General features: G+C 34.0%; 28 protein-coding genes. 24 read left to right on the forward strand and 4 right to left on the reverse strand.

Annotated features, from left to right (window positions below):
* The 10 genes from ACYQ73_RS26985 to ACYQ73_RS27030 all read left to right on the forward strand — a co-directional run bounded on the left by ACYQ73_RS26985 (position 1) and on the right by ACYQ73_RS27030 (position 9,775).
* Positions 1 to 2,763, forward strand: coding sequence for a bifunctional lytic transglycosylase/C40 family peptidase (locus ACYQ73_RS26985; protein WP_460015273.1), 2,763 nt, complete (start codon positions 1 to 3; stop codon positions 2,761 to 2,763).
* Positions 2,764 to 2,790: 27 nt separating this feature from the next.
* Positions 2,791 to 3,060, forward strand: a complete 270-nt coding sequence (locus ACYQ73_RS26990; protein ID WP_460015274.1) for a hypothetical protein — start codon at positions 2,791 to 2,793, stop codon at positions 3,058 to 3,060.
* Positions 3,044 to 3,709: a CD1107 family mobile element protein gene (locus tag ACYQ73_RS26995; protein ID WP_460015275.1), complete on the forward strand. Its 666-nt coding sequence runs from the start codon at positions 3,044 to 3,046 to the stop codon at positions 3,707 to 3,709. Before ACYQ73_RS26990 ends, ACYQ73_RS26995 begins: the two co-directional genes overlap by 17 nt.
* Positions 3,709 to 4,224, forward strand: coding sequence for a hypothetical protein (locus ACYQ73_RS27000; RefSeq protein WP_460015276.1), 516 nt, complete (start codon positions 3,709 to 3,711; stop codon positions 4,222 to 4,224). The genes ACYQ73_RS26995 and ACYQ73_RS27000 overlap by 1 nt, the downstream gene beginning before the upstream one ends.
* 4 nt (positions 4,225 to 4,228) lie before the next feature.
* Positions 4,229 to 5,797 carry an InlB B-repeat-containing protein gene (locus tag ACYQ73_RS27005; protein ID WP_460015277.1) on the forward strand — a complete coding sequence of 523 codons (1,569 nt, stop codon included), beginning with the start codon at positions 4,229 to 4,231 and terminating at the stop codon, positions 5,795 to 5,797.
* 182 nt (positions 5,798 to 5,979) lie between these two features.
* Positions 5,980 to 6,195, forward strand: coding sequence for a Maff2 family mobile element protein (locus ACYQ73_RS27010; RefSeq protein WP_460015278.1), 216 nt, complete (start codon positions 5,980 to 5,982; stop codon positions 6,193 to 6,195).
* Between the two features lie 57 nt (positions 6,196 to 6,252).
* Complete coding sequence (locus ACYQ73_RS27015) at positions 6,253 to 8,091, forward strand: VirD4-like conjugal transfer protein, CD1115 family (protein WP_460015279.1); 1,839 nt, start codon at positions 6,253 to 6,255, stop codon at positions 8,089 to 8,091.
* A 45-nt stretch (positions 8,092 to 8,136) separates the two neighbouring features.
* Positions 8,137 to 8,640 carry a helix-turn-helix transcriptional regulator gene (locus tag ACYQ73_RS27020; RefSeq protein WP_460015280.1) on the forward strand — a complete coding sequence of 168 codons (504 nt, stop codon included), beginning with the start codon at positions 8,137 to 8,139 and terminating at the stop codon, positions 8,638 to 8,640.
* A gap of 51 nt (positions 8,641 to 8,691) precedes the next feature.
* Positions 8,692 to 8,967 (forward strand): AbrB/MazE/SpoVT family DNA-binding domain-containing protein, encoded by a 276-nt coding sequence (locus ACYQ73_RS27025; RefSeq protein WP_460015281.1) that lies wholly within the window; start codon positions 8,692 to 8,694, stop codon positions 8,965 to 8,967.
* 55 nt (positions 8,968 to 9,022) lie between these two features.
* Complete coding sequence (locus ACYQ73_RS27030; RefSeq protein ID WP_460015282.1) at positions 9,023 to 9,775, forward strand: TolB-like translocation protein; 753 nt, start codon at positions 9,023 to 9,025, stop codon at positions 9,773 to 9,775.
* 80 nt (positions 9,776 to 9,855) lie between these two features.
* Here the strand turns inward: ACYQ73_RS27030 and ACYQ73_RS27035 are convergent, their stop codons facing one another.
* The gene (locus ACYQ73_RS27035; RefSeq protein ID WP_460015283.1) at positions 9,856 to 10,029 is read right to left on the reverse strand and encodes a hypothetical protein; all 174 of its coding nucleotides are present in this window, start codon (positions 10,027 to 10,029) and stop codon (positions 9,856 to 9,858) included.
* A 148-nt stretch (positions 10,030 to 10,177) separates the two neighbouring features.
* Between ACYQ73_RS27035 and ACYQ73_RS27040 the strand changes: the two genes are divergently transcribed.
* From ACYQ73_RS27040 to ACYQ73_RS27095, 12 genes are all read left to right on the forward strand, one after another.
* Positions 10,178 to 10,753, forward strand: coding sequence for a hypothetical protein (locus tag ACYQ73_RS27040; protein ID WP_460015284.1), 576 nt, complete (start codon positions 10,178 to 10,180; stop codon positions 10,751 to 10,753).
* A 957-nt stretch (positions 10,754 to 11,710) separates the two neighbouring features.
* Positions 11,711 to 12,079: a hypothetical protein gene (locus tag ACYQ73_RS27045; protein WP_460015285.1), complete on the forward strand. Its 369-nt coding sequence runs from the start codon at positions 11,711 to 11,713 to the stop codon at positions 12,077 to 12,079.
* 121 nt (positions 12,080 to 12,200) lie between these two features.
* Positions 12,201 to 12,347, forward strand: coding sequence for a hypothetical protein (locus ACYQ73_RS27050; RefSeq protein WP_460015286.1), 147 nt, complete (start codon positions 12,201 to 12,203; stop codon positions 12,345 to 12,347).
* Positions 12,348 to 12,603: 256 nt separating this feature from the next.
* Positions 12,604 to 12,840, forward strand: coding sequence for a DNA-binding protein (locus tag ACYQ73_RS27055; RefSeq protein ID WP_460015287.1), 237 nt, complete (start codon positions 12,604 to 12,606; stop codon positions 12,838 to 12,840).
* 47 nt (positions 12,841 to 12,887) lie between these two features.
* Positions 12,888 to 13,166: a hypothetical protein gene (locus ACYQ73_RS27060; RefSeq protein ID WP_460015288.1), complete on the forward strand. Its 279-nt coding sequence runs from the start codon at positions 12,888 to 12,890 to the stop codon at positions 13,164 to 13,166.
* A gap of 1 nt (position 13,167) precedes the next feature.
* On the forward strand, positions 13,168 to 14,082 hold the full coding sequence (locus tag ACYQ73_RS27065) for a zeta toxin family protein (protein ID WP_460015297.1): 915 nt from the start codon (positions 13,168 to 13,170) through the stop codon (positions 14,080 to 14,082).
* 44 nt (positions 14,083 to 14,126) lie between these two features.
* Positions 14,127 to 14,339: an antitoxin VbhA family protein gene (locus ACYQ73_RS27070; RefSeq protein WP_460015289.1), complete on the forward strand. Its 213-nt coding sequence runs from the start codon at positions 14,127 to 14,129 to the stop codon at positions 14,337 to 14,339.
* Between the two features lie 91 nt (positions 14,340 to 14,430).
* A complete protein-coding gene (locus ACYQ73_RS27075; RefSeq protein ID WP_460015290.1) occupies positions 14,431 to 15,138 on the forward strand; it encodes a Fic/DOC family protein in 708 nt (235 codons plus the stop codon).
* Between the two features lie 746 nt (positions 15,139 to 15,884).
* Entirely contained in the window at positions 15,885 to 16,040 is a 156-nt protein-coding gene (locus ACYQ73_RS27080; RefSeq protein WP_460015291.1) for a Spo0E family sporulation regulatory protein-aspartic acid phosphatase, read from the forward strand.
* Positions 16,041 to 16,137: 97 nt separating this feature from the next.
* Positions 16,138 to 16,479 (forward strand): hypothetical protein, encoded by a 342-nt coding sequence (locus ACYQ73_RS27085; protein WP_460015292.1) that lies wholly within the window; start codon positions 16,138 to 16,140, stop codon positions 16,477 to 16,479.
* Positions 16,480 to 16,619: 140 nt separating this feature from the next.
* The gene (locus ACYQ73_RS27090; RefSeq protein WP_460015293.1) at positions 16,620 to 17,135 is read left to right on the forward strand and encodes a hypothetical protein; all 516 of its coding nucleotides are present in this window, start codon (positions 16,620 to 16,622) and stop codon (positions 17,133 to 17,135) included.
* Positions 17,136 to 17,239: 104 nt separating this feature from the next.
* A complete protein-coding gene (locus tag ACYQ73_RS27095) occupies positions 17,240 to 17,419 on the forward strand; it encodes a hypothetical protein (RefSeq protein WP_460015294.1) in 180 nt (59 codons plus the stop codon).
* Positions 17,420 to 17,482: 63 nt separating this feature from the next.
* Here ACYQ73_RS27095 and ACYQ73_RS27100 read toward each other — a convergent pair whose 3' ends face one another.
* Positions 17,483 to 17,608 carry a hypothetical protein gene (locus tag ACYQ73_RS27100; RefSeq protein WP_460015295.1) on the reverse strand — a complete coding sequence of 42 codons (126 nt, stop codon included), beginning with the start codon at positions 17,606 to 17,608 and terminating at the stop codon, positions 17,483 to 17,485.
* Between the two features lie 270 nt (positions 17,609 to 17,878).
* On the opposite strand from ACYQ73_RS27100, the gene ACYQ73_RS27105 reads away from it, so the two are divergent.
* Entirely contained in the window at positions 17,879 to 18,499 is a 621-nt protein-coding gene (locus ACYQ73_RS27105) for a hypothetical protein (RefSeq protein WP_460015296.1), read from the forward strand.
* Positions 18,500 to 18,866: 367 nt separating this feature from the next.
* Complete coding sequence (locus ACYQ73_RS27110; protein WP_427506590.1) at positions 18,867 to 20,327, forward strand: serine hydrolase domain-containing protein; 1,461 nt, start codon at positions 18,867 to 18,869, stop codon at positions 20,325 to 20,327.
* A gap of 190 nt (positions 20,328 to 20,517) precedes the next feature.
* On the opposite strand, the gene ACYQ73_RS27115 is transcribed toward ACYQ73_RS27110, so the two are convergent.
* Together ACYQ73_RS27115 and ACYQ73_RS27120 are read right to left on the reverse strand one after the other, a co-directional pair.
* Complete coding sequence (locus tag ACYQ73_RS27115) at positions 20,518 to 21,264, reverse strand: permease prefix domain 1-containing protein (protein ID WP_403007322.1); 747 nt, start codon at positions 21,262 to 21,264, stop codon at positions 20,518 to 20,520.
* Entirely contained in the window at positions 21,251 to 21,601 is a 351-nt protein-coding gene (locus tag ACYQ73_RS27120; RefSeq protein ID WP_403007324.1) for a PadR family transcriptional regulator, read from the reverse strand. Before ACYQ73_RS27120 ends, ACYQ73_RS27115 begins: the two co-directional genes overlap by 14 nt.
* Positions 21,602 to 21,845 lie beyond the last annotated feature (244 nt).

The raw sequence follows: 21,845 nt of genomic DNA on the forward strand, positions 1-21,845 counted from the left end.
GTGAAAAAAGATAAGCCAACTAATCAATCTAACAGTCAACAACAAGAGAGCTCTGATAGTAAGTTGAAACAGCAATACTCCAATCAGCCGAAAAAAGAATTTCGACAACAAGAAAGTACCGTGAGTAAGGTTGAAAAAACTTTAAATACAGGTGGACAGCAACAATTAAATCAAGTAACTGCTGTGCTTGATCGTCCAGTAAATGATAATCAAAATTTAAGTAGCAATGATAGTAAGTTAAAAAAGCAATATTCCGATCAACCGAAGGAAGAATTTCGACAACAAGAAAGTACCGCGGGTAAGATTGAAAAAACTTTAGATACAAGTGGACAGCAACAATTAAATCAAACATCTAACGTACTTAATGGGTCGGCAAATAATCAATATTCAAGTAGCAATGATAGTAAGTTAAAAAAGCAATATTCCAATCAGCCGAAGGAAGAATTTCGACAACAAGAAAGTACCGCGGGTAAGATTGAAAAAACTTTAGATACAAGTGGACAGCAACAATTAAATCAAACATCTAACGTACTTAATGGGTCGGCAAATAATCAATATTCAAGTAGCAATGATAGTAAGTTAAAAAAGCAATATTCCAATCAGTCGAAGGAAGAATTTCGACAACAAGAAAGCACCGCGAGTAAGATTGATAAAACTTTAAATACAAGTGGCCAGCAACAATTGAATCAGACATCCAATGTACTTAATGGATCGGCAAATAATCAAAATTCAAGTAGCAATGGTAGTAAGTTAAAAAAGCAACACTCTAATCAGGGTGGGGGGAATTTCCAACAGCAAAAAAGCACCGCGAGTAAGATTGATAAAACTTTAAATACAAGTGGCCAGCAACAATTGAATCAGACATCCAATGTACTTAATGGATCGGCAAATAATCAAAAATCAAGTAATGGTAAAGGCAAGCTAAAAAAAGTTACACAATCTGCTTTTAAGTCAGGTACTAATAGTACTAAAAAGCTTGTTACTAAATACCAAAAAGAACTAGAAAAAGACGACCAAGGCGTTAAGGTTGCTAGTAAGGGAATAACCGGAACAGCAAAAACAATAAAAGTAACAGCGAAATTGTATAGAAAGTTACGGCAGAAAAAAGGAAACGTATCAGTAAAAACGTTTGTGATGCAGCCAAGTAAAAATACAGTTTCAGCAAAACCAAGAAAGTTAAAGTTAAAACGAAAAGTTTTAAATAACAAAAACTTTAAAAAAGCAAGAATAAATCCTTTGTCGAAAGAAAAGACAAAAGTAAGTAGTTTGAAAAAAATAACAAAGATACCGGCCGTAACATTTAAAAAAGGTACTTTGAAGTATCAAGAAGAGCTAGAAAAAGGCGACGATGGCGTTAAGCTAGTTAGTCAAGGTGCTGCTGCAGTAGCAAAGGTAAGAAAAAAATTACTTATAGGTAAAAGTAAAGTTAGTGCAAAATCAGGCAGGTTAAATAAACAATCTACTAAGTTATTGAAATCGAATTTAAATAAAAATAAAAAATTGCAGGTACAGTCTAAAACTGCTTTAAAGAAAAGAGCTATCAAGAAAAAGCTATATTATGCGCCACAACGAAATAAAGTAAATGCGTTTAAAGGTGCTATGTCAAGTTTTTCAAATCGCATAAGCCAAATGTTTAAAAATATTGGCAAATTCAAGCTGAGTGATATTAAGAGATTCATAGGTGCAAAAATTGCTGCTGCAGCAGGTGGTGGTTTGCTCACTATTTTACCTTTTTTAATTGTTGCGGTTCTTTGTCTAATAATAGCAGGTTTATTTGCAGGTATAGGTTCAAAGAAGGCCCATGATGAAGTGCAAATGGGTAGTGATTCAATCTCGCCAGAGGTAAGAAAATGGTGTTCATTAGTAGAGAAAGAAGCACAAGCGCAAGGTATGGAAGCCTATGTAGATTTATTAGCATCAATTATTCAGGTTGAATCAGGCGGTACAGGCACAAGAGATATTATGCAATCGTCAGAATCAGCGGGCTATCCAGTGAACTATTGGCCTACAGAAGAACTTTCAATAAGGCAAGGTGTAAAACATCTAAAAAATATTGTGAACATCTTACAAGGTTTTGGTTCTGGATATGAAAGTAACACGAAGTTATTAGCACAAGCCTATAATTTCGGTTCAGCTTTTGCCGGATATGTTGGTAGACAAGGGGGCTCATATACCCTTGAAGTAGCTGAGGCTTATTCGAGGGAAGTAGTTGCTCCATCTCTAGGAAACCATACTGGTGCTACTGTACCATATATTAACGATATTTCAGTAAGCTTAGGTAAACCTTATAGATATGTAAATGGTGGTAATTTTCTGTATGGCGAATTAGTTGGTCAATACGGAGGTTGTAATGGTGGTTACGGCGGTGCAGCAAATATTACAGGAGACTTCGCAATTGTTTTAAAAGAAATTGAAAAATATAAGGGTTGGCCATATGTATGGGGTGGTAAAAATCCGAGTGTAGGTTTTGATTGTAGTGGCCTTACATCATGGGGGTTAAAACAAATTGGAATAAATTTACCTTCATATGCTGAAACACAATATAACATGACTGTACCAATTTCTGAGAGCGAAGCTCAACCGGGCGACTTGATATTCTTTAGAGGAACTTACGGTGGGGCGAACCATATTTCGCATGTTGGGTTTTACATAGATGCAAACACTATGTATGACAGTAACGGCAGTGGTATAGGTTATCACAATTGGAAAGATAGATATTGGCAATCACATTTTGCAGGGATTAGACGAGTTGTTACTAAATAAGGGCAATTAATGAAGGAGTGTTTTCGTTTGGGAGATCGTTTAAAAAAATTAGAGGAGCGCATAGGAAAAAGAAAAGAGCGTATTGAGAAATTACATTCTTCCTTAAAGGAAGAGAAAAATAGGTTAAAAAAAGACGAAGAGACCTTGAAACACCTTAAATATGACGAAGTGCTAAAACGTATGCATGAAACAGGATTTAGTCCTGATAAAGCATTGCGAGCGATTGATAATGAATTAGAAAAAAGTCAATCAAATGGCAATCAAGGAGGAGTGCAAAATAATGGGAATGACTTTTAAACGAGTATTTCTTACCACCGTGTTGTTATGTTCGTTGTTATACATTAGTTTACCTAATCTCACGTATGCAGAAGATAAAAAAGGCAAAGAACCAACTACAGAAAATGTTGGAAATAACGGAGATATTGCAGAACCACCGTCTGGGCCAAATACTACCATAGATACCGAAACACAAGGAGTAGAAATTGAAACACCTGCTAGTGTTACTGGTAAAAAAGTAGAAGGTACAGGTACTGTAACTGATTTTAGTACAAGTGGTTCTAAAGCGTTTTATACGATTACAGACAACGAACAAAAAGTGTTTTACTTAATTGTTGATCTCGATAAAACAGAAAACAACGTTTATTTCTTATCCGATGTTAACAAGTCTCAACTGGAAGGGACAGTAGAGCCAATAGAAAATGTTCAAACTGCACCAGTAGCACCACCGATAGAATCTGAAAAAGAGGAACAGCCAAAAGAAAGTGGGAATAGTTCATTCTTATTAATGGTATTACTTGTTGCTGTAATTATTGTAGTAGTTTATTACTTCCGTATGAAAAAGAAAAAAGAACAAGGCAATACAGTAGATGAAGATGAAATGAATGAAGATTATGAAGAAGATGACGTGTTATATGAAGATGACAAGGACAACAAGGACGATAAGTAATGCTTATCAAAGCTTACATCAAAAAACACATGTTTCATCTTCCTATGAAACAAGAAGCTTTATTGGAGCAAGTTGAGCAGGCTTTAAATAAAGATGTTGATAAATCAAGTGTTGCAAAGTTAAACCCTCTTACGAAAATAGAGGATAATGAAAATATTTTGATTGAAAAGCAACGTACTAATATTTTCTTTCTCAACTTGCTATTACTGGTTTTGAATCACAATGAAAAGGATATTACGGATCAAGAATATTACAATGATACATTTATCATTTCCAAATTAGAAGAAGAAACAGAATTAAGCTTAAAAGCGCTACCCTTTGAGGGGGTTGAGAAAGAAGTTCATAACTACTTAAACCCAACTTCTGATAAGTTGCAAATTGATGATAAGCCACAAATTGATACGAAGAGTGAATTTGAAACAAAGAGTGAAGAGGGATTTTCATATCTTGAAAACATTCAATTTAGTGTTAATTGGCTAAAAGGAGCGCAAAAAGAATTAAATCGAAGGGAGTAACAGAATGTGGAAAAAAACAAAGCCGATTTTATTGAGTAGTGCGCTTGCTTTTTCTCTAACATGTGGTTCAACGAATTTTGTTGCATTAGCAGCAAATAACGTAGAATCCGAAGTGAAGGAAAATATTACTCTAAATTATTTAAAAATAAAGTATGAAAATAAAGTTTTGTTTCATGAACAAGTACCTCAAAAAAACATTATTCAAGTGCTGAACACAAATGGCGAAGTACTTGAAAGTGAAGTGTTGACAGGCGATAAAGAAATGGAACTTGCTGCACCAAAAATCCCGAAAGGCAAAATGTTGAGTTACTGGGGTATTGTAAAACAAAAAGACAAAATTACAATTGATCCGATGTTGATAGATGCAAAAGAATTGTCAGTGAAATTTTCTACAACAGAAGGAGGTGGACTATTAGAAAATAATGCACAGACAAAAGAAATTGTTAAGAGTGTTAATAAAGGTACAAATTTAAAGGATGTTCTACCCGAAGTAATTCCAAAAAGTCACTATAAGTTTACAGGTTGGTTTACAGCTATTACAGGAAATGAGGAAAAACTAAAAGAGATTGATGATATGAAGATTATGGATTCTAAAGGTGAATACTACGCTAAATTTTATCCTGATTTTAACGACAACGGTATTGATGATCGAACGGAAGAGATCACTCTTAAATTCGTGACGAATTCACATCAAAAATTTAAGGATATCAAAACTCAAGTCGGTAAACAGTTTAAGTTACCAGTCCTCAACAAGAATGATTCAGTGTTTATGGGTTGGTACACAGATGAAGAATTTAAAAACAAGGTTACTGACAATTTTTTCACTGAGTCGCAGACGCTCTATGCCAAATGGGAAAAGGCCGAAAAAGTTATTAAAGATGCACAAACTAAGCCAATCACAGACAAAGATGTTTCAGATCAAATCGAAAGGATTCTGAAAGATAAGTTGCCATCCAATAACAACAATAGCAGCGTTGCACAAAAACCTAGTCAGTCTCTATCTAAAAGTGATAGTGGAGCAAATAACCCTATTGTTGCAGATGTAAATAAAAATCAAATTAATGACTCAGGAGTAGAGCCACAAAGCAATACGTTTAAAGAAACAAAATATGTTTTTGCGAATAAAAACATAGGTGAACAATATATGGTGAAATTCTTTGATGAAAACGAAAGATTCCTATTTAGTCTTACATTGCCTTACGGTAAAACAATTAAAACGTATGACGAAAATGACCGATTCCATGACGAATACGCAGTTAGGCAGGATACAACGATTACATTAAATACGAAAGAATATATTCATGAAGATTCTTTCTTACTGGGATTTAAAACACGTGAAGTGAAGGTGAACTCTACACAAATCACAGAAGTTTATCCTGATACCAAAAGTAATGTTAATGCAGCTGCAAATGATCCATATGATTACCAAAAAGAACTAGAAGAAAAAAATGATGCCAAAATGAAAAATATTATCATATACAGCTTAGTTACAGTGGCTTTAGTTATTTTTGGTGGAGTAGGCATTTATTTATTCAAAAAAAGAAAAAAAAGAGCTCTACTAGATACTATTTAAAAGGCGGTAAGCTGCTATGTTAATAGTCCTTGATGCTATTCAAATAATCTTACTGGTAATAGGTACAGTGTTTATGTTCAAAGGGATTATAAAACTTACTAAGTATTACAACATAGATAAATTTATCTATTTTATTATAAAAAATGAATTATCAAATACTGATAAAGAAAAGAGGAAATGAAATGGAGTTTTTCACTGAAGGCGTAAAAATATTACAAAAGCTAGTTATTTTGATCGGTGCCGGCTTAGGTGTGTGGGGTGTTATTAACCTTTTAGAAGGTTACGGTAATGATAACCCCGGAGCGAAGTCACAAGGTATGAAACAATTTATGGCAGGCGCGGGCATTGTTATAATTGGAGTGTCACTTGTACCTCTTTTATCAAAATTATTCGCATAAAAAGTAATAGGGCGAGTTTATGTACTCGCCCTTTTTCTTATAAGGAGTGGTGATAACGTGGAAAAACTAAAAGAAAATAAAATATATATCATTTTAAGTGTAATCGCGTACATTCTATTTAACTATCTCTTTTATTACTTTAGGGTGACGTTTTCAGGAAATGTGATTGATGGATTCAATTATTTATTTTCAGAGCCAAAATATCTTTTATACGCCTTCCCTTTGTCCTTTGATAGCATTGATTTATTAGTGCCGTTATTTGTGGTGGCTTTTGCAATGGTAGTGCTTATAGACAAGAAAAATAACAAAAAGAAATACAAAAAAGGTGTTGAACATGGTTCAGCTCAATGGGGCAGCGTACAGAAAGATTTGAAAAATATGTACGATGAACAAGATGAGTATAATAATATTTTGTTTTCACAAAACACTAAAATTCTATTAGATGATAAAGACGCTCCGTTTGATGTAAGACGTAATAAAAACGTTTGTGTAATTGGTGGTTCAGGTAGTGGTAAAACTCGTTTTTTCGTTAAACCAAACATGTTACAAATGAACGCAAGTTTTGTATGCACCGATCCGAAAGGTACAATCGTCAATGAAATTGGAATGGCGTTGAAAAATGTAGGTAAGTACAAAATTAAAATATTGAATACGGTTAATTTCAAAAAAAGTATGCGTTACAATCCGTTAAAATACGTGGAAAATGAACAAGACATATTAAAGTTAGTAGAAACGATTATAGCTAATACAAGTGGATCAGACGGCGCAGAGAAACAAGATTTTTGGGTAAAAGCTGAAAAGCTACTGTATCAAGCTTATTTAAGTTTAATCATTGCAAAATTCCCTAAAGAAGAGCAAAACTTACCAACGTTGATGGATTTAATTTCTTATTCCACAGTAAAAGAAGATGATGAAGAATTTAAAAATCCGGTGGATTATCTATTTGAAGCTCTGGAAGAAGAGGATAGTGACCATTTCGCTGTAAAGCAATATAAAGCCTATAAATTAGCAGCAGGGAAAACGGCCAAGAGTATTTTAATTTCATGTGCTACACGTTTAGCACCTTTAAATATTCCTGCTGTTCGTGATCTATTGTCGAAAGATGAACTTGATTTAAAAACGTTAGGTGATAAAGGGCGCAAGACAGCATTATTTGTTATTGTGCCTGATACTGACGCAACATTTAACTTCATTGTCGCTATAATGTACTCCCAACTGTTTAACACGCTTTGTACGATTGCTGATGATAAATACAAAGGATCGTTGCCTACGCATGTACGATTTATGCTAGATGAATTTGCGAATATCGGTTTGATCCCGAACTTTGAAAAATTAATTGCTACGATCCGTTCACGTAATATTTCAGCAACTATTATCTTACAAGCCTACTCTCAACTTAAAGCGATTTATAAAGACAATTCAGACACGATTATAGGTAACTGTGATACTTCCATATTCTTAGGTGGCAAAGAAAAGTCAACGGTTAAGTCGTTAAGTGAAGAATTAGGGAAAGAAACAATTAATGATTATAACGAATCAAAAACACGTTCTAATAACGATAGTTTTGGTCAAAATTACTCTAAATTGGGCAGAGAATTAATGACGCAAGATGAATTACTAACAATGGAACGAGATACATGCATTGTGCAAATCATCGGTAAAAGACCATTCAAAGACAAAAAATATGATTTAACAAAACACCCTAGATATAAGTACCATTCCATAGGGGATAAATATTGGTTTGACATCGACAAATATTTGGCCGTACTTGAAAATGGAAAGGCTAAAACAACAAAAAATGATGCTGCTGCTGCAGTAGTTCCAGAAAGAAAAGAACTGAAATTATCAATTACAACTATGGACGAATCAGGGAATGAAAATAGCGTTGCTATGTAAAATAAAAAACTGTTTTCGACGAACCATTGAAAGGAGAGAATTTTAATGGACATGAACGATGCAATAAGAATAAGAATACACCAACTATTGTCTGAAGAAGGATGGACAATAAACGAATTAATCAGAAGATCGAATTTACACCAACCTACTGTATCAGAGTTTATGCGCGGAAAAACGAAGTCTCCAACAATTATTACAATCACTAAAATAGCAAAAGGATTCAATATGACCCTTTCGGATTTTTTCAATAATGAAATTTTTACTGGTTTAGAGAAAGACATTAATGATAAAACAATTGAAGAAATTTTTGCTGATATAAAAGTGAGCGAGACTAATTTTGGTTACCTTGAATTAAGTGATTTTCCAACTGAATTATTGAATAGGGCTAAGACGTTGTTTTCTAAAATAGGCAGTTTAGAACCATTCGGGGACTTAATTGATAAAGAAGGAGTTTTTTTAGGAAAACAAGGTTATGAAAGATTAGAAAAAGTAGTTCATCATCTAAATGAGATTGAAAAAATTATAAGTGTACAAGATAGTAGCGAATGAAATTAAAAAACAAATATACGATTTTAGTTAATTTAAAGGAGATGTTACATTATGAGAAGCACTGGTTTAGTAAGAAAAGTGGATGAGCTAGGGCGTATCGCTATTCCAATCGAGCTTCGAAGAAAACTAAGAATTGAATATAAAGACCCCATAGAAATAAATGTTAAGAATGATCAGATTATAATGAGTAAACATCGTATACCTTGTGTTGTCACTGGAGAAATAACAAGCAAAAACAAGCTATATGCGAATGGAAACATTGTTTTAAGTCCTAAAGGAGAGGAAATTTTGTTGCAATTGCTTAAGAAAATTCAGGCCACACATTAATAAGCAATTAGCCGCCTTTAAGGCGGCCTTTTTTCTTAAGAAATGTTTGTTATAAGTGATTGGAGGAGCATTAGTGAGGAATATTATCAAGTTATATATATTGATGATGACTATTTTTATTTTACTAATAAAAGGAAATACTCATAGTGAAATAAAGTATTATTCAAACCCCCATGTCCTTAAATTCCAAGAAACAAATGATAATACTGAAATCGGTGATTATCAGCTATCAATAGTAGATGATAAGTTAATTATAAATGCAAAAAATAAAGAATTTGAGGTTTCATTGCCTGATAATTATAGTAACATTCAAAGTTTTCATCTTTCTTACGATAAACGATTTTTAGCATATGATGTTGCTGTGGAAAGTGGAATTAAAATTTTTGTTGTTAACTTAGAATCAGGTGAAATGATTAATTTGTCCGACACGATTGGTTATCAATCCGATTATGATGGCTACCAATCACCTTTTGGAATTGCATGGGCACCTAACAAAAATTTAATAGCATTTATATGTGGGAATTATGGTGCAGCTAGGATAGATATGTATCATTTTGAAATGGCAGAAAGTATGCAAGCAACTCATGCTTCTGAAGTGTTTGAGAATGAGGATGTTTATGGGGTTAAATGGGATAGTACAGGTGGATCAATATATTATCTTATTGACTATAAAATTATAAATATGTACAAACTTTATCAGACAGAAATAAGATTACCAAATAACTACTTATATGCTGGAACAATAAGAGTTATTACAGAAAAAAAAGGGATTAACAATTGGCTAAATAAAGAGGACAGAAAAGAGTAGGTTAACTACTCTTTTTATTTTTGTCTTGCCGATGCTGAAAAGGAGTGGTGATTGAGTTATGCAGACCAAACGTAACTCCATCAGATTTTGCTATTTATATTCTCAGCTTTTATTTTTTGTCTTTCTAATTCGACTTTTTCCAATTCCACTTCTAGTTCCCTATGCTTAATCAAATACTCTTTTTTTATTTGATAAACTTTAATGAAGCTTAAAATCACAATAATAAAAGCAAATATCAACATTAATAATTGCATATTCGAGAAATACAAACAATACACCTCACTTTCTATATATAGTATACATTCTTTTGGATATTATGTATAATGGAGGAAATAATGCATTAAATTTTCTATAAATGTATTATTTTTACAAAAAAATACACAAAAAAGGAGAATTGTTGTAATGAAAAAGTTTAACGTTTTTATTTGCAGTTTGATACTTACTTTAATTGTATCTACAGTTTTACCAAATTTTGCGTATGCCAATGAGCTAGAAAGTAAAGAGAGTGCTTTAGCCGAATCATTATTATATAACTTTAATACACAAACATTAGAATTTGATGAAGAGGCTGCTAAAGAAATATATAATTTCACAGATGAAGAATTAAGTTATTATGAATCTCTAGAATCATTAACTCCTGAAGAAGTTAATAACACACTTTTAACATTAGGGATAGACATGGAAAATTATGATGGCAACATAATTTATAAAGAAGATGAAAATGGTGAAATTCAAGAATTTGCCGTTGTAGCGTGGCTTGCAGGAATTGGTCTCGTTTCTTTCATTGGGTATTTTTTCTGGGATCGATATCTTACACATAAAGAAAAAATGAATTATATGGATCAATGTTTCGCTCAGGGCGGAAATCCAGTAATTGACTCAAGAGATGACGCTGGTTTAAGAGGAAAAACTAGTGAAACGGAAGCTAAAAAAATTGGTGGATATAATTTCGCATGCGAAAAACCAAAAAGAGACTAAAAATTGAAATAATAATACGAAGAAAATATACAAAAAAAGACCAAGGCTATTTAAATAGCCTTGGTCTTTTTTTGTATTGAAATTCGAGCAAAGCGACAACAAATATAGCTGCTTATTTTTTTGACAATAACAGCTATATTTGTAAAGGTCGTAGGAATCTCCTATCAAGCCAAAAACAACGTTTTTGCACTTTAAAACAACAATTCACTGTAACTGCTAATTTAGACGGTGAACACTACTCTTGGGGCACCCTTTTATCACAGATTATGGACTAAGTTAAGACACCTGTAGGACGAATTAAAGATGCAGTAAGCATGTTTATATCAGGGAGAAAATAATATGACCAAGATTGCTTAATGCATTTTGGTCAATTTTTTGCGTTTGTTCAAGCAGCTCTAAAAAAACAATCAGAGAAATATGGTTTTCCAAGTTGGTGATTTTCCGTTAGCCATATATCAACATTCTGTACGTGTCACTGTGGCACTAAAAGGCTCGATAACTAGGGTCTGTACGGCTCATGCTTCGCCTACACGCCCTAAGTTCCTGATCCGTTAGCCTATCGGTACGTACCCCATGAGCCGAAAACCTTAAGACCATAAGAAAAGGAAATTTTCGGCTGAAGCCGAAAATAGCGTCGCTATGCTCCTTATTTTTTCCCTTTTCCTTCCGAATCGTAAAACAGCGCAAGCCGTCTAAGCTTCCTGCAGGTCGAGCCTCCTAGGCTACGCCCTCCACCTGCAGGAAGCTAAGACAGCGAGCCAGTCGTTCAAGGGCGGAAAAACTTTTTGCTTAAGAACGCTGCGCAACAGCAAAAACTTTTACCGAAAGCCCCCTTGACCAACTGTCTATACGTGTTTTTCGTTCTCCATGTCAAAGGGGAAAAATAATCCCCTTTGGGAACTAATTTCGCTTCTACAGGCAAAGCGAAAAAAACTAAAAAGAATGGGGATAAAAGCAATGAAAGAAATGACGAAAACACTAAGCGTAAATGAGGTATTTCATAATGGATTTTTCGCAGTAACAGCAAATTTTGATATGGCCAGCTACGGTGATTTACAAGTAGAGATTTTTCTACAACTTGAAAAAGCTATTGAATTTGCCAAAACAATGAAAGAACAATTTTTAAATGAAATTCCAGATAACGGTTCTTTAGATGAAGAAAGTTCAATCCAAGAGCATGAGAATTATTTCGACCAACCAAATGTACATTTTTATTTTTATGGTGTATCTGAAAATGGTGAGAATTTTGTTGCAGTTATGGTTTTTCAATCGAATTTTATGGATGCTAACGCTATATCTTTTGTGGGTGGAAAACAAGCTCTTTGAGGACTGATATGGCTTCTATAGGATAAGTGAAAAAATGGAAAAAAGTAAAAGAAATACACAATACCTATTTACATTTGTAAACAGGTATTGTATAATAAGTATATAAAGGAGGTGAATATAAGTGGATGAATTTGAAAAAGTTCTTGCTCTTGTCGCACTTGTTGCAACAGCATTTAAAGCTTTCACATCAGGCTTTAAAGACATTCACGACATGAAACAAGGAAAAAAGAAAAAGCGACGTTCCACCGCTAAGAAGAACCGTCGCTAATATTTCGGGAAGGGGGTTAGCCCCCCTTCTTTAATAAAATTATAACACATCCACTTATTTGTATATATGAAAAAGGTATTCGAAAAATTTGGTTATGTAAATATGGCCTTGCTATTTGCTAGTACAGTTATAATACTGAAGTATGTTGATTTTCAAGATCGCTCAACCTTTGACAATGTATTACTAGCCCTGTATGGGATCACAATTTCAATCCACGCTGCAAGGCTTATGTTTATAATTAAAGTGAGGTGAAATTGTGGAATATAAATTTGCATCAACTGAAGAACTTCTAGGGTTTTTAAATGAAGAATTATTGTCTGGAGCTGAAGCAGCGTTGATATTAGAAATATCAACGGCCCGACTGGGACAATTGGTCAAAGATGGAAAATTAATAGTTGCGAAAGAACAACCTAAAATGTTCTTAAAAAGCATGTTATTAGAGAAAAAAGATGAGCTCGAATTACTTCGAAAGAAATATAGACCATATGAATAATTGATACCTGGTTGTAGTTTCTTTAAAATGGAAAAGGGGTGTTAAAAATGGAAAAACCTTTAAATTATGAGCATACTTTTAAAATCGAGCTGTTAAATGAATTTTCTAATGGTGTCTATGCTCGTTTAGTGAATTTTATTATCAAAAGTGGTATCGATAAAAATGATAAAAATAATTTTTATGTTGCCTTGTTAGATCAGTTTGTTAAAATGCTGAATCTAGATCTCTTTAAAATGTCATTTGAGGAATTAGAAGCTTTAGAGGGCTATTGGAAAAATATGAACAGTTACATTAAAGAAATTAAAAGGGGAAATCTAGGTGGATAAAATGGGCTTATCATATTTTTCTGAAGATGAATTTAAAGAGACTTTAAAATTTGCAATAGATAAGTTAAGTGAAAATAAGACGTCACAAAAAAAGCCTGTTGCTTTCCTTTTAGGTGGTCAAGCTGGAGCAGGGAAAACGACTTTGCATGCAATTATTAAAGATAAATTAAACAATAATGTTATTACTATTGATAATGACACGTTTAAACCTTTGCATCCAAACTTTGATTTATTGGTTGAAAAATATGGTAAGGATTATGTAGCGCATGTTACACCTTTTTCAAATAAAATGACTGAAGCCTTAATTGAACATTTTAGTAACCGAGGTTATAACTTAACTATTGAGGGTACTTTGAGAACTGTTGAAACGCCAACAAAGACTGCTACAGACTTGAAAGAAAAAGGATATGAAGTAAGCCTTTATGTTATGGCCGTATCGAAAGATTTATCTTATTTAGGTACATTGGAGAGGTATGAATCAATGTATTTAACCGATCCGCAAACTGCTAGATCAACAGATAAAGCCATTCATGACACAATAGTTTCTAATTTGCCTGATAATCTAAATGAGCTATTTAAAAGCAATCACTTCGCTGATATTAGTCTTTTTACAAGAGAGGGAACTAAAGTATATTCCAGTGTTGAAACACCTTCAATTAGCCCTAAAGAGGTTATTTCCAACGCATTAAATGAGAAGCCGTCTAGAGATGTTTTGTTGAACAAAATTGAGCGTATTATTAATCAGGCCAAGCAAAATAATCATCAACTACCTGAACTTTCAAATTGGCAGAAAGAACTTAAACATCAAGGCCAACAAAGTATTTTCTCTTTGCGGGGCGTGAAAGAAATTGATACCAATATCAAAGGCCAACAGCAGGATCAAGCCAAAGATAAAAAACGAGAACAATCACTTTAAATTTCTGTATTTCAAATAACATAATGAAAATAAGGAGGAAGAATATGGGTAAATATAGTATTGCTAATACAACTAGAGAAGAACGAGCGGAAAGATTGGCCCAAGCAGAAGCAATTAACAGCTTAGGAGCTAAACCAGTAGCTCCTGAAGATCAGGTGTTATTCCAGAGGCATATTGATGGTGAGTTGGAAATTGAGGAAGTAGGACAGATGTTGATTAATAAATACCAAAAATCCCCTAAAGCTCTGAATGACTAATTTCAGAGCTTTTTGAAATACATTAATATGGAGCGTGATATTTATGAATGATCCGTACTTAATACCAAATTGTTCTGTGTTAAAAAACAAATTGAATATTACTGATCAGGAAGAATTAGATCAAGCTGAATCTGCTATCTCTAAGTTTAGACTAGCTACAGTTAATGAAGTTAAAGGGGATTTTGATTATAAGCATTTAATGGATATACACAAGCACATTTTGGGTGATATTTATGAGTGGGCCGGACAGCCTCGTTTGATGGATATAGAAAAAGCTGAACCAGTGCTTTCAGGTATGAGTGTTCAATATAGTCAAAATAAAAAAATTCCTGCTGAAGCTAAAGCAGCCATTAACGAATTGAAAAAAGTGAATTGGAGTAATTTAGATACATATGAACAGAAAGCTGAAGCATTTTCTAAAAATATGGCCGCACTATGGCAAGTACACCCTTTCAGGGAAGGTAATACACGAACGGTAACAGAATTTTGTGTCCAATATGCAGCTACTCAAAATATATTTTTAGATAAAAAGTTATTCGCGCAAAATGCTTCATTTACTCGAAATGCCCTTGTTATGGCGAGTATCGGGGAGTACTCTGACTTCTCACATTTGAATCGAATTGTTAAGGACGCTATGGAGAGTGGGGATAAGGCAAGGGTTAGCGTTAAAGAAAAAAACGAACAAACTAAATCATCATCCAAAGATATTTTTTCTTTAAAAGGTCTTAAAGGGATTGACGCTAAAATTAAAGAGCAGGATTACCAAGCTAAAGAAAAGAAAAGAGACCAATCACGTTAAATGATTATAAGCAAAGTTCGCCTTAAGGCGGGCTTTTTTTCTTAAGAAAAAAGCTTTTATGCTCTTCTGCTTAAGGACCACTCAGATACAACCAGAAATAAATTATCGTATTTTTATTTTCTCTCATTCATTTGAGAGCTTTTTTTATTGATTAAAAGATTAAAAATCTACTTCGGGCGGCAGCACTACAGATTGTAGAAATATGGTCATCTACGGTGGGGCGTGTAGATAGCCATATATCAACATTCTGTACGTGTCACTGTGGCACTAAAAGGTTCGATAACTAGGGTATGTACGGCTCATGCTTCGCCTACATGCCCTAAGTTCCTGATCCTTTTACCTATCGGCCGTACCCCATGAGCCGAAAACCTTAAGAACATAAGGAAAGGAAATTTTCGGCTGAAGCCGAAAATTGCGTCGCTATGCTCCTTGTTTTTTCCCTTTGCCTTCCGAATCGTAAAACAGCGCAAGCCGTCTAAGCTTCCTGCAGGTCGAGCCTCCTAGGCTACGCCCTCCACCTGCAGGAAAGTAAGACAGCGAGCCAGTTGTTCAAGGGTGGAAAAACTTTTTGCTTAAGAACGCTGCGCAACAGCAAAAACTTTTACCGAAAGCCCCCTTGATCAACTGTCTATACGTGTTTTTCGTTCTCCATGTCAAAGGGGAAAAATAATCCCCTTTGGGAACTGATTTCGCTTCTACAGGCAAAGCGAAAAGAACAAAAAAACTAAAAGAAAGGAGAGCAAAACATGGAAAAACTTAGTAGAAAAATTAATAAAAAGCGAGAAAAAATGATAAATATAGCTGAAAAATTGGGTCTGCAGTCTCCGGAAGTATTAGTTATATCACAGGAACTAGATATTTTAATCAATGAGTATTTTGCACAAAAAGCCAATTTAAAGTGAAAAAGCCGATTGCTTTAAGCAACCGACTGGGACGAAAGATTGCGACACCCCTCGTCCCTTTATTTTAACACATAACAGGGTTTGAGGAGTGATTTTATTGAAACCGGTTGAACATGAATTAAATTATTTAGTTGATTGGGCTGTAAATTCTTATGGGGAAATTCTTTATTACTTAGAAAAGGGTTGGTTGCAGCTTGAAGATTATGAACTCTACAAATCAAAAATGCGTAATATTCATTATAATTGTTATCATGGTCACTGTAGCGATGAGATAAGAGTTAGTTTTAATCATTGTTCGGATAATAAAATTCATTTTGAAATACCAGGGAAATTTAAAGGCGAAAGAATATGCACATATGACAGTTTTTCTAAACGTGTATGGGATTATTTAAAAGGAAACCAAATATGCTGCGAGCAATTAACTTTATCTTTAATTTAGAAAGATTTTATTCAGTAAAAAACTGATTGTGGACCAGCTGTAAAAAGCAAATATACAATTAGAAAGACAAAGGTTCAGTCGCCATCTCCTTTCGAGAAGGTGACAATTTATAAAAATGGTGATGTAAAGGGGTGCTTTGTATGAGTATTATTACTTGTCCATATTGTGGAAGTGAGATGGAGCAACAGGGTGAGAAGTATTATTGTGATTTTTGTGTAATGATATTGCCGGCGGATCGAGTGCAACGAAATCATGAGCGTGTTTCAGTTCGTGTCAGAGATTTCGCGCTAGATGTGTATCTGGATAAGACTACACCGGAGTTAATGAGATATTCAACGTTTGAGTTACTTAGTTTATTGAAATATGCAAGAGCCGAAAGGACAAATGTATATAAACTTATGAACACTTTTTATAATGCTCGTAAACAGCAAAATATTGAGGAGTATAAGGAATCTGAAGAATACAGCGGAAGAGAATACGAAAAAATCACACGCAAAATGTTTGTACTTGAAAATCTAATACGTCAGCGATTGGGTTATGTTCCTCAACGCATCACAGATACTTATTTAGGCAAGTACTTAGCGGAAATGGAAAAAGATAAGCGTCAGCCAATGATTATTCGACAACAGAGGAGAGATGATATAAAAAGTAAATAGAAATGAATATTTTATGTTTCTTTCGGTTAGAACAGCGAAGGGTTAAAATTGTATTATGTACTAGATTTAAATATAAAGAAAATACTTGTAAGGAGGTAAAGGGAGTGTATGATAATTTAAAAGTGAATGACAGAATATCTATCGCTAGTAATCGTGGAGGATATGACTTTCATAGAGTTTTCTTTGTACGTCAATCACATGAAAGTATAACAATTTTAGACTATGTACCTGATAGAGAGATAGATATACCAAAAGCTTATATAGTTGAAATAACAAAACATTAAGTACAATTTGCTTATACTTAAATATTGTATGTTACTAAATATAAAACCAAAAGGATCAAGAGATTAACTCTTTTGATCCTTTTTCGATTTCTTTTTCTTTTTATTAGGATAAGTAGGGAAGCCATAACGTTCAGATTGTTTTTTTACACCTTCGATAATCTTACGTCTTTTTTCTTCTGTAGTACTCATGTACCCACCTCATATTATTTTTTACTTTGAGTATGGCCAAAATAAATTTTCCCTAAACTCCTCATGACAAGGGGGGAGCATAAATTGGAATAAAGCTAAAAGAGGACCTAGGACACTAAGCTATTGTGGGTCGTGGGGGAGTGGAAAAAAGAAAGAAAATAAATGTTCTAGGACAAGGGCGGAGCGCCATAAATTGGACTATAACTAAAAGAGGACCTGGGACACTAGGACACTGTCCTAAAAATATTTTGCTATTGGGGGCCGAGAGAAGTGGAAAAAAAGGGCGAAAGAGGTCAACGCTCAGATAAAAAACGTGATGTAAAGCCAACACTAAATTTGGATTTAAAAGATGCAATTTACCGTTTATCACACATTACATACACACCAGTTAAAGATGTTTGTCCATCGCTTTGCATGTACGTACTTAAGGATCGTAAAATAATTGAACACTTGTCCCAATTTTTTAAACGAGACTTATTGTTTGATACCACTATTTTTCGTGGTCATGTGAGTAATAAAACAGTAGAAAAACGGATAAATGAACCGGGAGAAAGAGTCACAATTAGATTTTCTCAAAGAGAATATTCAGCAATTGCTTTATTAGCATTTGCACTAGATTGTACAGTATCAAGAGCAACGGCAATTCTATTAGAAATCAGCATGAGCCATGCAAAGTTTGTAAATGCATATATAAAAGAGTTCTTACAGCATGAATTAACAGAGTCAGAAATGAGAGAGTTTAAAGAGATATTAAGATATATAAATAGAACAGGTGAGTCGCACCATTCATGGGCATCCTTGCTTGCACATGTAGTGGATGAGGTAGGTTCACCAGTAAATCGGATTAAGGAGGCTATTAGTAGTTTCGTTGATTTAAATTGGCGTGAATAAATCATTTGTAAATACTGAAAAACTTGATATATCAATGTTTATTTGAAATGGATATATTGATTTATTTGTAAAGTGATAATAAAGTTATTTAATTCTGATCTAAAAATATAAGAGCCTCGCTACAAATAATATTGTAGTAAGGCTCTTTAAAGTTGTTTAATTTCTAATCATTTAAATGTGTTTGTAGACAAAAATCAATAATAAAGTTGTTTAATTCTTGTTCAACTAAAGCACCCCGTTAGTTTAAGTGTAACTCTTCACAATTACTTGATATTATATAGGTAAGTAGAAATATAAATTAGAATTTAGTTTATAATTATAAAAATAAGTTTTTTATACTCTTATAATTCTTCAAAAAGGAGAGTTTATGAAAAAGACTATTGTTTTTGTATTAACGATACTTATATTATTCTCAGGATTCGCAACACAAAGTTATGCGTTGTCAGATTCGAAATCTGTGGCAATACAAGCGTTGCTAGATGATGCCTCTCGTACATCAGGTGTGCCTGGAATGTCAATCTCAATACTTGCTAATGATGAAGTGTTCTACTTTTCTTCTGGGTATGCAGATCTTGAAAAGGGGTTGTCTGCAAGTGAAAATACACTCTATGAGTTGGCCTCGGTGAGTAAAGCTTTTACTGGTATGGGGATTCTGCTATTGGAAGAGCAAGGGCTGCTATCAATGACTGACCCTATCCAAAAATATTTACCTTGGTTTACGTTAAAGTATCAAGGTAAACCTGTTGATATGCAAAGCCTTACACTAAATAACTTCCTTCACCATACCAGCGGCCTAACAAATATTAGACATACTCAAAATATTCCACAAGGCAATACGCCTGATATGTTGCAAAAGACTGTGGAAACGCTGGTAGATGCTGAATTGGCGTTCTCTCCCGGTGAACAATATAACTATGGAACCGTTAATTATGACGTATTGGGTTTGGTTATTGAGATTGTATCACGACAAAGCTATGAAGACTTTATGAGGGAACAGGTATTTCTACCCTTAGGTCTTCACCAGACGTATGTTTATAAAGAAGATGCTCAAGCCACTGGACAGTTAGCGCAGGGCTACCGTTCTTCCTTTTTCATAACAACTCCATTTAACGCTCCGGATTATGCTGGGAATAAACCTGCCGGCTATATCATTTCTAATACAAAAGATATGGCGCGTTGGATGGGCATACAGATGGGTATCGTGCAGGACATACCCGAAATATTTCACAGGGTTATCGAAAAATCACATAGGGGTGATATGTCTGTTTCGGCTGTCAACGATATGTATTATGCGGCAGGTTGGTCGGTAAACGCCGAACAAACGTTTATAGAACACACTGGGGGTAATCCGAATTTTAGAACCGAAGTAGCCATACTGCCAAATGAACGAACAGCCATCTGCTTACTGAGCAACGGCGCAAATACCAATATAAACCTGGTACTAAAAGTTAAAAATATATTAAACGGCAATCTAACTCAGTCATATGAGATAAGCGGCACACAGCTTTTGGACATCATTTTGTCGTCTACCACAATTATTCTTTGCCTATTGGCCGTTCTGTTATTTCTCTTAGGGTTAAGAAAAAGGAAAACGAATGAGCAGCAGCCAATGACAAAAACGAGAACAATCGTAACAATTATTTTCCTAATCGCTACGATTGCCCAGTGTATAATGTTTTTTGCCTTCGATTGGTCAACGATACTTATTTGGCAAACATATAGTGTTCTTACAGCTTTGATTTCGTCAACATTATTAACAGCAAGCATTACTTGGTATATACTCACCGATAAGATGCCTCGCTCCGAAAATAAGTATAATGTTAAGTAATTAAATTCCAATTTATCAATATTCTTAATTTAAAAAACATAAGACACCTCGGTGTCTTCTTTAATGTCATCGACACTTCTCCTAGTTAAACCCACTTGCTATTTCTTCCACTAACCTGCTTCGTTAGTTCAATAAGAAAAGCTGCCTTTGACTTTGGCAGCTTGATCTTAAACTCTTGCACTCGTTAGTTCTACAAGGACTTTAAAGATTTAAATATTAAGCTCCTTTTTTGATAAACCTTTATAATTCCCCATATTGAAAATAAAGGAATAGAGAAAGCGATACCCAATAATAGTGATAAAAAAGCTAAATCATCAATACTCCTATACGTAATAAAGATAAACCACTCACCATCCCCATTACCTTCTCTAAATAGGTCAATGAATCTAATGTCGGGGGCCCATATTTTCCTTTCGTACTGGAACTCTGGTTTAGCTGTATCGATATAATTAAATACGTCTTTTTCATTCTGTATATTGTAAACCTCAACCTTTGAAACCTGATTCGTACCTTGAACCAAAGACTTAATTTGATTTTGCTTTTCCTTTGAAATGACACTACTAACATCGCTTAAAATTATAGAAATATCATTATTTATTTTATGCCGTTCATTCTGATTGCTTTTTTCAATTGACATAATGATACCAAAAGTAAGGAGGCCCAAAGCAAGAAAAAATGTCGCAAAATAAAGGAGCCACCTTGTAAATTTTTTTTGCACCTCAAATAATTGACCAATCACTGTACGGATTTCTTTTTCTCCACCGAAGCGTTCAATTGCAATCCTAACTGCTTCCGTTTCTGACTTACCTTCTATTTTTAATTCGTGTACAGCTTCAATTAAATGGTTTTTCATTTCCATTTTTAATTCTTTTATCTCGTCTTTATTGCCATCGAATTTTTGATAAACGGAATCTATAAATGCATCAATCTGTTTCAATTTCTACTCCCCCTTCCAAAAAAGAATCCATTATTTTTTTTACAAAACGCCACTCTGAACGCTTTTCTTCGAAACACTCTTTTCCAAGTGGGGTAAGTTTATAATATTTTCTTCTCCCCCCTGGTCCTTGTTCATCTCCCCAGTACGATTCAACCCAATCGTTTTTTTCTAATCTTTTCAAAGAGAGATAGAGTGTACCTTCTTTTATTTCGAACTGTTCTTCACTTTTATCTCTAACAAATTTAGCCAGCTCATACCCATACATATCCTTTTTATGTAATAGAGATAAAATCAGAGTATCTATATGCCCTTTAAGAACCTCTTTGTTAATTTCCAAAATTTGCACCCCCTATAAATTAAACATAATACAAGGTACTCTATAATACAAGGTATAAATTTATATAGAGGTATTATTTCTTTTTTTATTAACCTGCTTAGTTAGTTCAATAAAGAAAAAACATACTAAGATTAGTAGTGCAGACCAAGGCATTGGTTCGTACTACTATTTTTTTATATAGTAGAGGTGAAGAATAGGTCGGGCAGCTCTTTGGATCTTGAATCCGTAAAAAAAACTGACCTAC

The organism is Lysinibacillus sp. CTST325 (assembly GCF_054665055.1).

Coding starts and splice junctions, on each gene's coding strand:
- ACYQ73_RS27045 (WP_460015285.1), top strand. CDS start 11,711: ATGAAAGAAATGACGAAAACACTAAGCGTAAATGAGGTATTTCATAAT.
- ACYQ73_RS26995 (WP_460015275.1), top strand. CDS start 3,044: ATGGGAATGACTTTTAAACGAGTATTTCTTACCACCGTGTTGTTATGT.
- ACYQ73_RS27020 (WP_460015280.1), top strand. CDS start 8,137: ATGGACATGAACGATGCAATAAGAATAAGAATACACCAACTATTGTCT.
- ACYQ73_RS27080 (WP_460015291.1), top strand. CDS start 15,885: ATGGAAAAACTTAGTAGAAAAATTAATAAAAAGCGAGAAAAAATGATA.
- ACYQ73_RS27065 (WP_460015297.1), top strand. CDS start 13,168: ATGGGCTTATCATATTTTTCTGAAGATGAATTTAAAGAGACTTTAAAA.
- ACYQ73_RS27100 (WP_460015295.1), bottom strand. CDS start 17,608: ATGAGTACTACAGAAGAAAAAAGACGTAAGATTATCGAAGGTGTAAAA.
- ACYQ73_RS27025 (WP_460015281.1), top strand. CDS start 8,692: ATGAGAAGCACTGGTTTAGTAAGAAAAGTGGATGAGCTAGGGCGTATC.
- ACYQ73_RS27090 (WP_460015293.1), top strand. CDS start 16,620: ATGAGTATTATTACTTGTCCATATTGTGGAAGTGAGATGGAGCAACAG.
- ACYQ73_RS27040 (WP_460015284.1), top strand. CDS start 10,178: ATGAAAAAGTTTAACGTTTTTATTTGCAGTTTGATACTTACTTTAATT.
- ACYQ73_RS27005 (WP_460015277.1), top strand. CDS start 4,229: ATGTGGAAAAAAACAAAGCCGATTTTATTGAGTAGTGCGCTTGCTTTT.
- ACYQ73_RS27060 (WP_460015288.1), top strand. CDS start 12,888: ATGGAAAAACCTTTAAATTATGAGCATACTTTTAAAATCGAGCTGTTA.
- ACYQ73_RS27070 (WP_460015289.1), top strand. CDS start 14,127: ATGGGTAAATATAGTATTGCTAATACAACTAGAGAAGAACGAGCGGAA.
- ACYQ73_RS27110 (WP_427506590.1), top strand. CDS start 18,867: ATGAAAAAGACTATTGTTTTTGTATTAACGATACTTATATTATTCTCA.
- ACYQ73_RS27035 (WP_460015283.1), bottom strand. CDS start 10,029: ATGCAATTATTAATGTTGATATTTGCTTTTATTATTGTGATTTTAAGC.
- ACYQ73_RS27010 (WP_460015278.1), top strand. CDS start 5,980: ATGGAGTTTTTCACTGAAGGCGTAAAAATATTACAAAAGCTAGTTATT.
- ACYQ73_RS27000 (WP_460015276.1), top strand. CDS start 3,709: ATGCTTATCAAAGCTTACATCAAAAAACACATGTTTCATCTTCCTATG.